The sequence below is a fragment of the Microcystis sp. 0824 genome (genome assembly GCF_003112475.1).
Classification (GTDB): Bacteria; Cyanobacteriota; Cyanobacteriia; order Cyanobacteriales; family Microcystaceae; genus Microcystis; species Microcystis aeruginosa_C.
Genome location: NZ_BDSM01000028.1, coordinates 1 through 15,475, shown reverse-complemented (window position 1 = coordinate 15,475; position 15,475 = coordinate 1). Strand labels below are relative to the sequence as shown.

Below are 15,475 nucleotides of genomic sequence, written 5' to 3'. Positions count from 1 at the left end.
AGTTAAAGCATTCAACATCGGTTGATCGGGCAATATCTCTCCCCTTGTTATACTGGTTTAACGATTAAAACTACCGCCGAACGCGCTTGCACCCGATAGGTTTCCGATTCAACAGCGGCCGCGGCATCTAAATCACAGGCTGCCTCGGACAATTGCCCAGCAGTATCGATGACACGATGCCATTTTTCCCCTGGGAATAGGGGGGGTAACTGGAAGTTGAGAGATTCCCAGTAAGCGTTCAGCATAATGTGTAAATACTCGTTAGCCTTGGGATAACGCAGGGAAAAAGCTAAACTGCGGGAATCTTCCGACCAATCGGGTTTACTCAACTGTACGCCATGCCAATGAAGATGGGGTTCGAGACTGGTATAGGTGACTTCTAGCAATTTTTCTTGACGGAAAAGAGCTAATTTTTTATTAAAATCGATCAGTCTCCTTACGAAACACCAAAGATCGAACTCTTGCTCTACCGCACTCCAATCGAACCAACTTAACTGGTTATCCTGACAATAGGCGTTATTGTTGCCCTTTTGGGTGCGTCGCACTTCGTCCCCCATCAACAGCATAGGTGTTCCTTGGGAAATGAACAGGATCGTTAAGAGATTTTTTATTTGTTGCAGTCGCAGGGTTTTAATCGCCTCGTTATTGGTTTCCCCTTCTATCCCACAATTCCAGCTAAAATTATCGTTGCAACCGTCCCGATTCTTCTCGCCGTTAGCCTCGTTGTGTTTCTCGTCGTAGGAAACTAGATCGTTAAGGGTAAAGCCATCGTGACAGGTAACAAAATTTATACTTCTATTGACATCGTTGTCAGGTCTGTGGTATATGTCGGGGCTTCCTAAAATCCGCGCCGCTAATTTCGTGACTATGCCGGTATCTCCCCGGACAAAAGCGCGCACATCATCGCGAAAAGGACCATTCCACTCGGAAAACCAATCGGCAAATTCGACAAATTGACCGACACTATACAATCCTGCCGCGTCCCAAGCTTCGGCGATTAATTTTGTCCCGGCTAAGACTGGATCCGATTCGATCGCCCAGATCATGTTATAACCTTTTTGCAGGATCGGTTCCCCGTCCACATTGCGCGATAATACGGCCGCTAGGTCAAAGCGAAAACCATCCACGTGCATTTCTGACACCCAATAGCGCAAACAATCGAGAATCATTTTGCCAACAATCGGATGACTGCCCTTGAGGGTGTTACCACAGCCGGTATAGTTGCTATAGATGCTTTTATCTTCCCCATCGAGGATGTAGTAGGTGCGATTATCGATACCTTTAAAGGAAAGAGTTGGCCCGATTTCGTCCCCCTCGGCGGTATGATTAAAAACCACATCGAGAATCACTTCGATCCCCGCTCTGTGTAAAGCTTTCACCAGATCTCGAAATTCATTCAAAGGACCGAACGGTGAGCGATCGCTACTGTAGCCGGCATGGGGCGCAAAAAAGCCGATCGTGCTATAACCCCAATAGTTAGTTAACCCCGGCATGGCCGAAGCGGGATCAAAGTAATGAATCGGTAACAATTCCACGGCAGTAATGCCTAGGTTTTTCAAATAGGGTATTTTTTCGATTAATCCCGCAAAAGTACCTCTTTTTTCCTCGCTAACACCGGAATTCGGGTTACGAGTAAAACCACCGACGTGCATTTCGTAGATAAAACTGGCAGAGTAGGGAGTGCGTAGCGGTTCGTCATCTTCCCAATCATAGCAGCCCGTATCCACTACCAGACCCCGCAAAGCTCGATGACAATTATCGCCTTTTTCGCTGGCAGCTTGTCGATCATAAATTTCCGCACCGACAATCGCTTTCGCATAGGGATCGAGAACTACTTTATCAGGATCGAAGCGATGACCCTGGGCCGGATTATCCGGACCATAGACTCGATAAGCATACACTTGACCGACTCCAATGCCGTGAACGAAAATATGCCAATAGAAAAAAGTGCGGTTTGTTTGCGGGGTGAGGAGAATAGTCCGGCTAGGTACGGGAGAATTAGCATCATCAAATAATAATAATTCGATCGCAGTGGCATACTTAGAAAATAGTGAGAAGTTGACACCATCGGCCAAGACAGTCGCCCCGACGGGATGGCTTTTACCGTGATCGGTTTTTAAGGTCATTGTCAAGAGATAAGAAGTGATTAGGAGTAGTATAAGATTATTCGGCGTTTCTGAATCAAGGTATGAATGCTAACTGTGTGTCCTATCCAAAAGTTAGTTTTGGTCTAGGTTTTAAAAATCTCACAAAATAAGATTCAGAATTCAAATCAGCAAAGCCAGATTTTCCTGGAGATGGTGTGATTAATTTCCAAGACCTTGCCCCGTTCAATAAAGCTCTCAATTTTCCGATAGATCAAGAAAACAATTATAGGAGTTTTAAATGACCTTTACCGAATATTTTAGGCTTGATTAAGCCAATTAATTAAGTCAGCTTGACTCTCAAAGTCTAGTAATGCTTCTCCTAAGTCTTCTAATTTTTCTACTGAGAGTTTTTGGATAGTTTCGGTGATATTCGGCGGAAGTTCACCAAAACGTCGCTTTAGTTGACGTAGCACTACCTTGGCTTCTCCTTGTTGAATAGCTTTTTCTCTATCTTGTTCATATAAAGGGGCTAAACGCATAATAAATTTCCTTTCCTCCTGGGTTCTTTTGGGTAAGGCTTGCAAGTTCCTACTCAAATTATATAATAACTTTAAGGAAGCTGATTTAAAGGGATGATTAGGAGACAAGGACTCTAATTCATCAATCGCTCTGCTTCTGGTTCCTCCTCTGCCTAATAATCTTAACCAAAGGGTTTCAGGGGTTTCAGGTAATTGATGCAGGACAATAATGGCTGTGGTTAATGCTGGAGGTAAAAAGTAAATCCCTTCTCCCCAATCTGGATGATTGAGAGCGGAAAAAGCAGTTATAATTCTTTGACTGGCCGTAGGAGTTAGTATCCATAGTCTAGGGATATTTTCTGCTAATAAGGGTTGTTGACTACGGTGAGCTTCTCTTTGTAATTGTTCCCGCACAGTAAACAGTTTAGATAAACAAGCGAGAATTCCCTCAATCGTGACTGGATTGCGATAGGGTTCTAATAGACAAGGGGTTTGAGCTAATTTGCCCAATAAACCTAATTCGGGCGGCATTTCTGGGGAAGTCGGTCGAAAATAGACATCGATTTCTTGAGTTTCTGCCGTCACATCAAGGCTAGTTTTCACGTCACCGCAAGAAGCGAGAAAAGTTTCGAGGTAATCTTTACTAAATTTGTCCCAAAGAAAGCGAGTCAAGACCTAATACTAAATCTGGTTATTAAAGACTGATTATTTATTCCCCTTTTTGCATGAGTGCATGAGCAGAAAACGGGTTTCTCGGAGAAACCCGTTTTCTGTGCGTTACAAAATTGGCAATATTGCAGCTTTAGTTACAGATTTTTCCTAGTTTTTGCGCTAGAAATGAAAGGTTGATCAGCAAAAAACGCTCTCGACGAATGAAACCGCAAATCATCGTCTGTGGATTAGGTCGCACGGGTTATAAAATCTTTTGTTTACTCAAACAACAATCTGCGGCAGTAGTAGCGATTAGCGATCGCCAAATGGTCTGTGAATACCAGTCTGATATTATTATCGGCGATCCCCGCTCTCCTAAAACTCTCCTGCAAGCTGGTCTCCCGGATGCAGAAACCCTAGTTTTGGCCATCGATAACGACGCACTCAATCTGGAAATTCTCACCCGTGCAAGGATAATTAACCCGAAAATTCGGATAGTTAACCGACTATTTAACGAAACCTTAGGAGAAAGACTCGATCAAACCCTCCCTACTCACGTTAGCATGAGCGTTGCTTCCCTAGCAGCCCCGATCTTTTCCTTTGCTGCCCTTGGTAATAAAGCTATCGGTCAATTACAGCTATTCGATCGCCTTTGGCCGATTCAAGAGATAATTATCGAGGAAAATCATCCTTGGTGGGGATTACCCCTCTACGAACTTTGGGACGATCCGGCCCGAATGTTAATCTATTATCTCCCAGCCCACGACGAAATCGATCTGGTTTCCGCAGTTCTGTTAGGCAAAAAACTCCAAACTGGCGATCATCTCATTATCGGCAATAAACCGACAATTAAGGCAAAACAGCGTTTTAAACTGCAAAAGTGGCTGAGAAATCTACTTAATCTTCGTCCCTATCAGCACTATATCCAACCGGTAATTCTTGTCACCCTTTCTCTCCTGGGGATGATTTCCCTTGCTACCGTTACCTATCTCAGCGTTAATCAAAAAATTTCCCTCGTCGATTCCCTCTATTTCTCCGTCGGGATGATTACCGGCGCCGGAGGTAACGAAAAAGTGGCCGAATCTACCCCCGATAGTATCAAAATTTTTACCGTGGTCATGATGATTGTCGGTGCGGGGGTTATCGGTATCTGTTATGCTCTCCTCAACGATTTTATCCTCGGTAGTCGCTTTAAGCAGTTTTGGGATGCTACCCGCATTCCCGTCCGCAATCATCACATTATCTGTGGTTTAGGAGGTATCGGCACCCGGATCGTGCGACAATTGCACGACCAAGGCTGTGAAGTGGTGGTGATTGAATCTGACCCCAATAATAGATTTTTGCATTCCGTGCGCTCCTGGGGAATCCCCGTCATCATCGAGGATGCGCGTCTAGTGGCTACCCTAGAAACCGCTAATATTAACAACGCCGAATCTTTGATCGTGGTGACTTACGAGGATATGATTAATGTGGAGATTGCTCTCACTGCTAAAGCGATCGCTCCTAAAATTAATCTAGTTTTACGCTGCTCTCAGGAACAATTCGGGCGATCGATTCAAGAGGTTTTTGATTTTGATACGGTATTATGTCCCCGGGATCTGGCTACCTATTCCTTCGCTGCGGCCGCTTTGGGCGGTAGAATTCTCGGTAATGGCATGACCGATGATCTCCTCTGGGTTGCTTTGGCCACATTAATCACACCGAATCATCCTTTTATGGGGCAAATTATCAAGGAAGCGGCGATGAATGCCGATTTTGTGCCACTTTACTTAGAAAAACAAGGTCAAACTATCCACGGTTGGCAATTACTGGAAATCACTCTCGATCAAGGTGATATTCTTTATCTAACTATGCCGGCTATGCGTTTACAACAGGTTTGGCAAAATACTTCCCTAACTATTCCCCAATCTTTCCCCGATTTAAAATGATTTCTGGTCTTAATTATCTGAGCAAAGCTAGTTATCGCTGTATCTTGAGTTTAGGCAGTGCCGGCAGTATTTTAAGTCTCGCTAGTGCCGGCAGCATTTTAAGTCTGGTTAGTATCGGCAGTATGCTCAGTATTGGCAGTGTCGGCAGTATTCTTAGTATTGGCAGTGTCGGCAGTATTCTTAGTATTGGCAGTGTCGGCAGTATCTTTGGCATCTTTCAATATCATTCTCTGCCTAACCATCCTGGATAGGTCTAATGAACTACTCCTCGCCGCTTCTTTGTCGATGGGGGTTTTATAAGTTTAAACTGTGGAGCGATCTCTTTTTATCCCAAATGTCGGGGTGAAGACCCTCGCTTTTAGCGACGGGAGTGTCAAAAAAATAATATCTCCTGCAAAAATCAAAAATCTTCAGTAGCAGACAAAAGATAAGAGATAACTATCCTATTCATAAAACCTAAGATTATGTCAAATTTATCCAGGGTTTTGGATATTTTGACCCGATAGCGGCTCGATAACTTACTTTTGCAGGAGATCACTGATCCTCTTGCCCTATTTTGGTAAAATCAACTATAATGGGGAGAAGTTAATCTTTGCCAAGCTTGAGCAGACTTAAACTAATCCCTCAGTGAGCAAGCAATTAAATCCTATGCTTAAAATTGCCCTTTTTGGAACCAGTGCCGATCCTCCTACTGCCGGTCATCAAGCCATACTAAAATGGTTATCGGAACAGTACGATATTGTTGCGGTTTGGGCTGCCGATAATCCCTTTAAAAATCATCAAACCAGTCTCGAACATCGTCTGAGGATGTTAAATTTGCTCATCCGGGATATTCAACCCCCAAGGGATAATATACAACTGCGACGAGAATTAAGCGATCGACGTAGCTTAATTAGTGTAGAAAAAGCGCAAGCAATTTGGGGAGAACAGGAGGAATATACCCTAGTCATTGGTTCTGATTTAGCTGGACAAATTAGGCACTGGTATCGTAGCCAAGAATTACTAGAAAAAGTCAAAATTCTCGTGATTCCCCGTCCAGGATATCCTATTAACCAAGATGATATTGAACAACTGCAAACATTAGGGGGTGATTGTCTAATTGCCGATGTATTTGCTCCGGCTGTATCCTCAACAGATTATCGAGAAAAAGGCGATAAACAGGCTGTTCCTGCACCGATTAAAGATTATATCGAAGGTCAAAAACTTTACGCATGAAACCGCCAAATACCCTAGCTAATAAATCTCTAGCTGATTTTAAAGTGGGAGTTGATAACGTGATCTTTTCCGTTGATACCCAATTAAATCGGCTGCTAGTGCTTCTGATTAAACGACGGGAAGAACCCTTTAGTAATTACTGGAGTTTACCCGGAACTTTAGTGAGAAATGGGGAATCACTGGAAACGGCAGCCTATCGAATTTTAGCCGAGAAAATTAGCGTCAATAATCTCTATCTGGAACAGTTATATACTTTTGGCAGTCCAGAGGGAGATTCCCCGGCAGCGGCCGCGAGTTTTGGGGTACGTTATCTATCGGTGAGTTACTTCGCTTTAGTGCGGTTTGAAGAAGCAAAGTTAATCACTGAACGGGATTATAATATCACTTGGTATATGATTGATAAAGTGCCAGATTTAGCCTTTAATCACGGTCAAATTTTGGAATATGGCTGGCAAAGATTACGCAATAAAGTAGAGTATAGTCCCGTCGCTTTTGAGGTTTTACCAGAATTATTTACTTTAAATGATCTTTATCAATTTTATGAGACAATTTTAGGTAAAAATTTTAGTGATTATTCTAACTTCAGAAATCGGCTATTGAAATTAGGATTTCTCAAGGATATGGGTTTAAAAGTCTCTCGTGGTGCCGGTCGTCCCGCTAGTTTGTATCGCTTTGATGAAAAAGCTTTTGCTCCCTTTAAAGATCAACCGTTAGTTTTTGTTTAAATAGGAAAAAATATGAGAATTGCTATCGCTCAATTAAATCCCATTGTTGGAGATATCGAAGGAAATGCCCAAAGAATTTTAGAGGCCGCTCAAACGGCATTTAATCAGGGAGCAGAATTACTTTTAACCCCGGAATTATCCCTCTGTGGTTATCCTCCCAGAGACTTGTTATTAAATCTGGGTTTTGTGGAAAAAATGTCTCGACAATTGCAATTATTGTCCCAACAATTACCAGAAAAGTTAGCCGTCTTAGTCGGTTTTGTCGAAAAAAATCCCTCGGCAACGGTCAGGGGAGAAAAGCCGTTATTTAATAGCATAGCTTTGTTAAAAAGTCAAGAGATTAAACAAATTTTTACTAAACGTTTATTGCCTACCTACGATGTTTTTGATGAGGATCGTTACTTTGCTTCTGGGAAAGAAAGTCAATATTTTCAACTAACAGAAAATAATGTAAAAATCGGTGTAACTATCTGTGAAGATGTTTGGAATGATGAACAATTTTGGGGTCAACGTCAATACGCAGTTAATCCCATCGCCGATTTAGCTAATTTAGGAGTGGATTTAATCGTTAATCTTTCCGCTTCTCCCTACAGTGTCGGTAAGCAAAAATTGCGAGAATCTTTATTATCCCATAGTGCCACTAGATATAATTTACCGATAGTTTATGTCAATCAAGTGGGAGGTAATGATGATTTAATTTTTGATGGTGACAGCGTGGCTTTTAACCGACAAGGAGAAGTGATTTATCGCGCTCAGGCATTTACTTCTAGCCTAGAATTGATCGAGTTTAATCAGGATTTGTTACCCGCATTTATTCATCCTTTACCCGTCGATGAAGATGAGGAAATTTATCGAGCTTTAGTCTTAGGAGTACGAGATTATGTGCAGAAATGCGGTTTTAAACGGGTAATTTTTGGCTTGAGTGGTGGCGTTGATTCCAGTTTAGTTGCCGCTATTGCCACTGACGCATTAGGTAAAGAAAATGTTCTCGCTGTGATGATGCCTTCTCCCTATAGTTCCGACCATTCGATTAGCGATGCAGTAGCTTTAGTTAATAATTTAGGTATCAAAAGTGAGAAGTTAGCAATTCAAGAAATTATGACCGCTTATGATCAACTTTTAGATGGTCTTTTCGCTGGGACTGATTTTGGTATTGCCGAAGAAAATCTTCAGTCACGCATTCGCGGTAATTTATTAATGGCTCTCTCTAATAAATTCGGTCATTTACTATTATCCACTGGCAATAAATCAGAAATGGCGGTGGGATATTGCACCCTTTACGGTGATATGAATGGTGGTTTAGCAGTGATTGCTGATGTGCCGAAAACCAGGGTTTATTCCCTCTGTCGCTGGTTAAATCGGCACGGGGAAATTATTCCCCTCAATGTGATTAATAAAGCTCCTAGTGCTGAATTAAAACCCAATCAGAAGGATCAAGATTCTTTACCTCCCTACGAGATTTTAGATGCTATTTTAGCACTATTAATCGATCGCCATCAATCCGCCGAACAAATTATCGCCGCCGGCTTTGAGGCTGAAATTGTGCAGAAAGTGATTAAATTAGTTAAAAATGCCGAATTTAAGCGCAAACAAGCCCCTCCTGGTCTAAAAATTAGCGATCGCGCTTTTGGCACTGGTTGGCGAATGCCTATCGCTAGTCGCTGGGGTTAGGGGGTTTTTCAGTTATCAGTTATCAGTTATCAGTTATCAGTTATCAGTTGGGTTTCATACTTCAAACCAACCTACGTTCTTCATAATTCATAATTCATAATTCATAATTCCCACTTCCCACTTTTCTAGGGGTATTCGTGAGAGAGGAAGGGTAAGGGGATTAATTCTCCTGTTGCCTCGCCGATTTGTACTTTTAAACCCTCTCCTCCCGCTTTTGTTTTCACATAACCCAAGCCAAAATCCTCCAGCACACTGGTGAGTAAACCGACTTTTTGCGCTTCTAAAATAATCGGGGTATTGCTGGGGACGGGTTGGCTGAGTTTTATGCCCCAAAGTCTTTGTTTTACGCCTTTATAGGTGTTAAGACGGGCGATAGTTTCTTGACCAATATAACAACCCTTATCAAAGACAATCGCTCGCCATAAACCGGCCTCTAACGGGTTATAATCTTCGGTTAATTCTCGATCGACTGCCGGTCGGCCCTGATGGATTCTCAGGTATTCCCACACCTGCTCATCGGCGGGAGTAACGCCATTTTTAATTAAATTTTCCCAGAGGGGACCGGCTTCGGCGGCGGCAACGATTAAAGTATATCCGGGTAGGTCTAAGCCGGTACCGACGGCTACTCTCAGGGCGGGTTGAGAAAGGAGATAATGACTATGCTGCACCCCCGTTAAAATATGCTCTGGAACGGCGATTTTTTGCAGGTATTGCCCGCTTTCAGTACCGATTAGGGTTAAAATGCCAAAATTATCGGTTAAGTCGCTAATTTCCACTTTATCGAAGGGGAAAATATAGCGATCGATCAATTCCAGTAAAAATTGACGACGTTGGGGAGAAACGAGGATGAGGAGGGAATCATCGCCAGCGTAAACTGTGACAAAATCGAGGGTACGACCGGTAGAGTTGAGGAAAATTGTCTCACAACCCTGACCCGGTTTCAGGCGATCGATCGCGTTACTGGTTTGATTGTGGAGAAAACGCAGTCGATCCTGGCCTTTTAATTCTAATAAACCCCAATCGGAGCGATCGATTAAAATTGTTTGGGATGCTAAACTTTGCGGATCATTGCCGTAATCTTTGAGAAAATTAGCGGCATACTCTGCCTTGAGCGTTTCTAAATCTGCTTTCATGGGGGTAAATTAGCGAATAATCGGTTAATAATGCGCTCGGTTTTCGTTTCCAAACTCTGCCAATCTAGTTCACCGGTGGGATCGAGGAGACTGGTATCGATGGTGACGCTCTCTCCCTCATCGGTGGGATAATCGAGAAAACAGACTTGAAAACAAAGTTCCCAAATATTTACAGTAACGGAGCGATCGAGATAAGTCAAACAGAGCAGATAACTGGGATAGGGATCTTGAATTTCTGTATAAGTTCCTTTCCAGAGGGAATTTTCTAACTGTTTACGCAGATTATCCAGCACCCGAATAAATGCCGGCTGCATTAATAATTGTGCCTGTTCCCAAGCAGTAATATCTTTAAATTTTGGATTCATCTAATCAGTTATCAGTTATCAGTTATCAGTTATCAGATTTGAGTATTAAGTAATAACGGGGTGCATCTCATTTTTGTCAATCTACGAAGTTGGTATTTTTCAAGGGAAACTCTCTACTAAAATCGGGCGTTACTTTCGGTTTTATCGCTCAATCCAAGCTTTTGGGGGGTTCTACCCCCCAAACCCCCCGTTGGGGTCGTGGCGCCGCCCCCAAACCCCGGAGCGCATTAGTTTTTCGGTGGGATGCTTACAGACAGCTGCTGATATATCTGTAATAATTTAAAAGTCACTGATAATTGCTGATTATCGGTGTTCCTGCAAATGTGGGATGCACCCTAATAATGGCATGAACAGTGCTGTCTTTTCACTGTTTACTGTTTACTGTTTACTGTTCACTGGTTACTGATAAGTAGTCGGACATAAATTCTGTTGTCTATCTTAAGAAATGTAAATTGCCGCAATTCTTACTGACGACCGACGACCGGCTACTGACTCCTGACTCCTGACTCCTTACCCCACAGTTAACTTTACTTTTGTCCAACTACTTAACTGATAACTGATAACTGATTTAGGCTGTTACTAGGGCTGCTTCCTTAGCTGCCATCATTTTCATCAGGTCTAACATCCGGCAGGAGTAACCCCATTCGTTATCGTACCAAGAGACGACCTTAAAGAAATTGGCATTAAGTTGAATGCCAGCTTTAGCATCAAAGATACTGGAACGGGGGTCAGTGATAAAGTCACTCGATACCACTTCCTCATCGGTATAACCGAGGATACCTTTCATCGGACCTTCGCTGGCGGCTTTCATAGCGGCGCAGATTTCCTCGTAACTGGTGGCTTTTTCGGTTTTAAAGGTTAAATCCACCGCCGAAACGTTGGGAGTTGGCACACGGAAGGCCATACCGGTTAATTTGCCTTTTAGGGAAGGAATAACTAGGGTTACTGCTTTGGCTGCTCCCGTGGAGGAGGGGATAATATTTTGACCGGCGCCGCGACCACCGCGCCAATCTTTTTTCGATGGACCATCCACGGTGGGTTGAGTGGCGGTCATCGAGTGTACCGTGGTCATTAATCCTTCCGCTAGTCCGAAGTTATCGTTAATAACTTTGGTGATCGGGGCTAAACAATTGGTGGTACAACTAGCGTTAGAGACGATCAGATCCTTAGCGGGATCGTACTCATTGTCGTTAACGCCCAGTACAATAGTACGAATTTTGTCCGGATCTTTGGTGGGTGCGGAGATAACCACCCGTTTGGCCCCTGCTTCTAGGTGTTTTCCTGCTCCTTCGGCGGTGGTAAATAAACCGGTGGACTCAACCACATAATCGGCCCCGGTTGCACCCCAGGGCAGTTGAGCGGGATCTTTAATCGAGTAACAGGGGATAAACTTACCATCCACGACGATGCCATCTTCCTTCGCTTCTACCGTACCCTGAAAACGTCCGTGGGTGGAGTCGTATTTGAGCAGATAGGCAATACTATCGGGGGGGACGAGATCATTTATACCAACAAACTCGAAATCAGGATTTTGGATACCCGCCCTAAAAACGAGGCGACCGATACGACCGAATCCGTTGATGGCGACTCTTACTTTTGTCATGAAAAAAACTCCTTTGCAGCTGCGATAAGCTTAGGCACGATCAAGAAAAAACAATCCGAGAATTGATTAGCCTGTAGAGAATCACTATATATGCTAATCAGCTTTTATTGATCGCTAGATGAAGTATAGAAAGATTTTAAGTTTCAGTGCTTCCAAGATAAAAAATAATAAATTTTCTACCCTAGTCGTCCCCGCCACCGGCATCGAGAAAACCTGATTAGGCCTTTGTCAAAAAAGTAAAACATGATTATATAGCCTTTTGGGAAAAGTTGACATTAAAAAATAATTAAAAGCTTTCTGAGAATTTGTGGATTCCTAAGTTAAGAACATATTAATATGCCTTTAAAAGCGATTTAAAAACCCCGCCCGACTGACATAAATTCCCCTAGCCGGATTGGCAAAATATAGCTTATTTTAATAGTTTTTTGCGCCCCAAAAGGTTAGACTCTTGATTACAGTTTTAAAACTGAGCGAGGGTTAACCCTCTCGATAATCTGGAGAAATTGTCTATCAACTCTCTTAATCTCATCCTTCATAGATATTGGAGAAATATTCATGGTATCCGCACCAGAAAGACCTTTAACAGAACAAAATCCCCTTTCTCAAGATGAACTCTACAAAACCCATGCCTATTGGCGCGCTTGTAACTATTTAGCTGTAGGTATGATTTATCTGCGCGATAATCCCCTGCTTAAAGAACATCTTAAACCCGAACACGTTAAGTATCGTTTACTTGGTCACTGGGGAGCAAGTCCGGCCTTAAGTTTTACCTACGTTCACCTCAACCGTTTAATCAAAAAATACGACCTCGATATGATTTTTATGGCCGGTCCCGGCCATGGGGCGCCGGGGGTACTCGGTCCGGTTTATCTAGAAGGAACCTATTCGGAAATTTACCCCGATAAAAGTGAAGACGAGGAAGGATTACAAAAATTCTTTAAACAATTTTCTTTTCCCGGTCACATCGGCAGTCACGTCACCCCCGAAACCCCCGGTTCTATCCATGAGGGCGGCGAACTGGGTTATAGTGTTTCCCATGCCTACGGTTCTGTTTTTGACAATCCCGACCTAATTACGGCCGTGGTGGTGGGTGATGGGGAAGCAGAAACCGGTCCCCTTGCTACCGCATGGCACTCGAATAAATTCCTTAACCCGATTCGCGATGGTGCGGTACTGCCAATTTTAAACTTAAACGGCTATAAAATCGCTAATCCCACCATTCTCTCCCGTATTTCGACCCACGAGTTAGAAAGTCTCTTTGTTGGTTACGGTTACACTCCCTACATCGTCGAATGTAAGGAAGATGAAGACCTCATGCACTGCCATCAAAAAATGGCCGCTACCCTAGAACACTGTATCAATCAGATTCGCTCCTATCAACAGGAAGCTCGCAGCACAGGAGTGGCTAAACGTTACCCCTGGCCGATGATTATCCTCCGGTCCCCCAAGGGTTGGACAGGTCCGAAAAAGGTTGATGGTCATAAAGTGGAAGGATTCTGGCGCGCTCACCAAGTCCCCATGGGTGCCATGCAGGAAAACCCCGACCACTTGAGAAAATTAGAGGAGTGGATGAAAAGCTATAACCCGGAGGAATTATTTGACTATACCACGGGTAAATTTAAGCCAGAATTTAAAGAACTCGCTCCTAGGGGTCATCGTCGCATGAGTGCTAATCCGCACGCTAACGGCGGATTGCTGCGGAAAGACCTAAAAATGCCCGATTTTCGTCAGTATGCCGTAGATGTCACCCACCCGGGCCAGGTGGAAGCGGAAAACACGGGAGTGATGGGGGTATTTTTGCGGGATGTAATGCGAAATAATATGACTAATTTTCGCGTTTTTGGTCCCGATGAAACTGCTTCTAATCGTTTAGCGGCTCTCTATGAAGTGACTAAAAAAGCTTGGTTAGCTGATACCTATCCAGAGGATTTAGATGGTAGTCAATTATCTGCCGATGGTCGGGTGATGGAGATGCTGAGTGAACATACTTTAGTCGGTTGGTTAGAGGGTTATTTATTGTCCGGTCGTCACGGTTTATTTCACTCCTACGAGGCTTTTGCCCACGTTATTGATTCCATGTTCAACCAACACGCTAAATGGCTCGATATCTGCAAAAATCATGTGCCTTGGCGTGCTTCTGTTTCCTCTTGGAATCTGTTATTATCCTCGGTAGTTTGGCGGCAGGATCACAATGGTTTTAGTCACCAAGACCCCGGTTTTATCGATTTAGTAACCAATAAAAGTGCCGACGTGGTGCGGGTTTATCTTCCCCCCGATGGGAATTGTTTATTAAGTGTGGCTAATCACTGTCTCAAGAGCAAGGATTACACTAATATTATCGTTGCTGATAAACAGAAACACCTGCAATACTTGACCATTGAAGAAGCAATTAAACACTGCACCAAAGGTATCGGTATTTGGGCTTGGGCAAGTAACGATGATGACGGAATCAATCCCGATGAACCGGATGTAATTATGGCTTGCTGTGGGGATATTGTCACTAAAGAATCTTTAGCAGCAACGGCAATTCTCTGGGAGGAATTCCCTTACTTAAAAGTTCGCTTTATCAATGTGGTTGATCTGTTTAAATTACAGTCGGAAAGTGAACACCCCCATGGTTTATCGGAACGGGATTTTGATAGTTTATTTACCCCTGATAAGCCAATTATTTTTAATTTCCACGGTTATCCTTGGCTGATTCATAAACTTACCTACCGTCGCAGTAATCAGGAACGTATTCATGTGCGCGGTTACAAAGAAGAAGGGAATATTAATACTCCCCTAGAATTAGCGATTCGTAACCAAGTTGATCGTTTTCATTTAGTAATAGATGTGATTGATCGCGTGCCGAAATTAGGTTCTGCTGCTGGTCATGTGAAAGAACGAATGAAAAATGCTATTATCGATAATCTCGATTATGCTTTTACCAATGGTATCGATAAGGACGAGATTACTAACTGGAAATGGCCTTATTAATTAGGCTAGAAAGTGGTTTAGGTGATGATAATTTATTAGTTTATCGATAAATTTCATCTTCCTATTCCACCTAAAAAATATTCTTGATTTTCTACAGGGTGAGAGCATCTCAAAAGCTGTTGACAATTGGACAATTTTGTGATCCGCATGGGTATTTCAGGTGATACCAGTCAATCAGAATAGTTACGAAATCTTAACAATTGAGATGGCAAATTCTCCTCAAATTTGGATCATTTCATAATCAAAAGTTTACTTTGTCAAGGATTGTTAAGATGCGCTTGCCCTAAGGTTTTTACCGTTGAAAAGGGTTAATTAGATTTAATTTACTGATCCAATTAAAATCATCAATATTGCGAGTTACAATTGTTAAATTAGTGCGAAACGTTTAGGCATGAAATAGGGCTGAAATGCCTGAAATAACCGCCTAGTAAGGTCTTCAGTCCCCCGACTGAATCTAAGAGGTCAACCCAGACCAACCTTATAACTGTTTATATGTCCCGACGTTTAGTATCACCCGATACCAAACTAGGCAAGGGGACTCAAGGTCAATACACTTTGTAACAATTATTTACAATTGATACAAAGGTGAGAGTAACGGCGATA

At 42.9% G+C, this 15,475-nt stretch carries 11 protein-coding genes; 6 read left to right on the top strand and 5 right to left on the bottom strand.

Going from position 1 to position 15,475, the window contains the following annotated elements:
• Window positions 1–47 precede the first annotated feature (47 nt).
• Window positions 48–2,126 (bottom strand): glycogen debranching protein GlgX, encoded by a 2,079-nt coding sequence (gene glgX / locus N0824_RS12425; protein WP_108936982.1) that lies wholly within the window; start codon window positions 2,124–2,126, stop codon window positions 48–50.
• Window positions 2,127–2,404: 278 nt separating this feature from the next.
• On the bottom strand, window positions 2,405–3,277 hold the full coding sequence (locus N0824_RS12420; RefSeq protein WP_108936981.1) for a DUF4351 domain-containing protein: 873 nt from the start codon (window positions 3,275–3,277) through the stop codon (window positions 2,405–2,407).
• 200 nt (window positions 3,278–3,477) lie between these two features.
• Here N0824_RS12420 and N0824_RS12415 point away from each other — a divergent pair, with 200 nt between their 5' ends.
• The 5 genes from N0824_RS12415 to N0824_RS12395 all read left to right on the top strand — a co-directional run bounded on the left by N0824_RS12415 (window position 3,478) and on the right by N0824_RS12395 (window position 8,795).
• On the top strand, window positions 3,478–5,184 hold the full coding sequence (locus N0824_RS12415; protein WP_108936980.1) for a TrkA family potassium uptake protein: 1,707 nt from the start codon (window positions 3,478–3,480) through the stop codon (window positions 5,182–5,184).
• Window positions 5,181–5,435: a hypothetical protein gene (locus tag N0824_RS12410; RefSeq protein ID WP_004161578.1), complete on the top strand. Its 255-nt coding sequence runs from the start codon at window positions 5,181–5,183 to the stop codon at window positions 5,433–5,435. The genes N0824_RS12415 and N0824_RS12410 overlap by 4 nt, the downstream gene beginning before the upstream one ends.
• Window positions 5,436–5,832: 397 nt before the next feature.
• Window positions 5,833–6,399, top strand: a complete 567-nt coding sequence (locus N0824_RS12405) for a nicotinate-nucleotide adenylyltransferase (protein ID WP_002743664.1) — start codon at window positions 5,833–5,835, stop codon at window positions 6,397–6,399.
• Window positions 6,396–7,124, top strand: a complete 729-nt coding sequence (locus N0824_RS12400; RefSeq protein ID WP_108936979.1) for an NUDIX domain-containing protein — start codon at window positions 6,396–6,398, stop codon at window positions 7,122–7,124. The genes N0824_RS12405 and N0824_RS12400 overlap by 4 nt, the downstream gene beginning before the upstream one ends.
• Window positions 7,125–7,136: 12 nt before the next feature.
• A complete protein-coding gene (locus tag N0824_RS12395; protein WP_108936978.1) occupies window positions 7,137–8,795 on the top strand; it encodes an NAD+ synthase in 1,659 nt (552 codons plus the stop codon).
• 125 nt (window positions 8,796–8,920) lie between these two features.
• On the opposite strand, the gene N0824_RS12390 is transcribed toward N0824_RS12395, so the two are convergent.
• The 3 genes from N0824_RS12390 to gap form a co-directional block, all read right to left on the bottom strand.
• A complete protein-coding gene (locus N0824_RS12390) occupies window positions 8,921–9,928 on the bottom strand; it encodes a folate-binding protein YgfZ (protein WP_108936977.1) in 1,008 nt (335 codons plus the stop codon).
• The gene (locus N0824_RS12385) at window positions 9,925–10,293 is read right to left on the bottom strand and encodes a hypothetical protein (protein WP_002783021.1); all 369 of its coding nucleotides are present in this window, start codon (window positions 10,291–10,293) and stop codon (window positions 9,925–9,927) included. Before N0824_RS12385 ends, N0824_RS12390 begins: the two co-directional genes overlap by 4 nt.
• Before the next feature lie 568 nt (window positions 10,294–10,861).
• Window positions 10,862–11,896 carry a type I glyceraldehyde-3-phosphate dehydrogenase gene (gene gap / locus N0824_RS12375; protein WP_108936975.1) on the bottom strand — a complete coding sequence of 345 codons (1,035 nt, stop codon included), beginning with the start codon at window positions 11,894–11,896 and terminating at the stop codon, window positions 10,862–10,864.
• Window positions 11,897–12,451: 555 nt separating this feature from the next.
• Here gap and N0824_RS12370 point away from each other — a divergent pair.
• Window positions 12,452–14,872: a phosphoketolase gene (locus N0824_RS12370; RefSeq protein WP_108936974.1), complete on the top strand. Its 2,421-nt coding sequence runs from the start codon at window positions 12,452–12,454 to the stop codon at window positions 14,870–14,872.
• Window positions 14,873–15,475: the final 603 nt, after the last annotated feature.

Coding starts and splice junctions, on each gene's coding strand:
- glgX (WP_108936982.1), bottom strand. CDS start 2,126: ATGACCTTAAAAACCGATCACGGTAAAAGCCATCCCGTCGGGGCGACT.
- N0824_RS12415 (WP_108936980.1), top strand. CDS start 3,478: ATGAAACCGCAAATCATCGTCTGTGGATTAGGTCGCACGGGTTATAAA.
- N0824_RS12410 (WP_004161578.1), top strand. CDS start 5,181: ATGATTTCTGGTCTTAATTATCTGAGCAAAGCTAGTTATCGCTGTATC.
- N0824_RS12405 (WP_002743664.1), top strand. CDS start 5,833: ATGCTTAAAATTGCCCTTTTTGGAACCAGTGCCGATCCTCCTACTGCC.
- N0824_RS12400 (WP_108936979.1), top strand. CDS start 6,396: ATGAAACCGCCAAATACCCTAGCTAATAAATCTCTAGCTGATTTTAAA.
- N0824_RS12395 (WP_108936978.1), top strand. CDS start 7,137: ATGAGAATTGCTATCGCTCAATTAAATCCCATTGTTGGAGATATCGAA.
- N0824_RS12390 (WP_108936977.1), bottom strand. CDS start 9,928: ATGAAAGCAGATTTAGAAACGCTCAAGGCAGAGTATGCCGCTAATTTT.
- N0824_RS12385 (WP_002783021.1), bottom strand. CDS start 10,293: ATGAATCCAAAATTTAAAGATATTACTGCTTGGGAACAGGCACAATTA.
- gap (WP_108936975.1), bottom strand. CDS start 11,896: ATGACAAAAGTAAGAGTCGCCATCAACGGATTCGGTCGTATCGGTCGC.
- N0824_RS12370 (WP_108936974.1), top strand. CDS start 12,452: ATGGTATCCGCACCAGAAAGACCTTTAACAGAACAAAATCCCCTTTCT.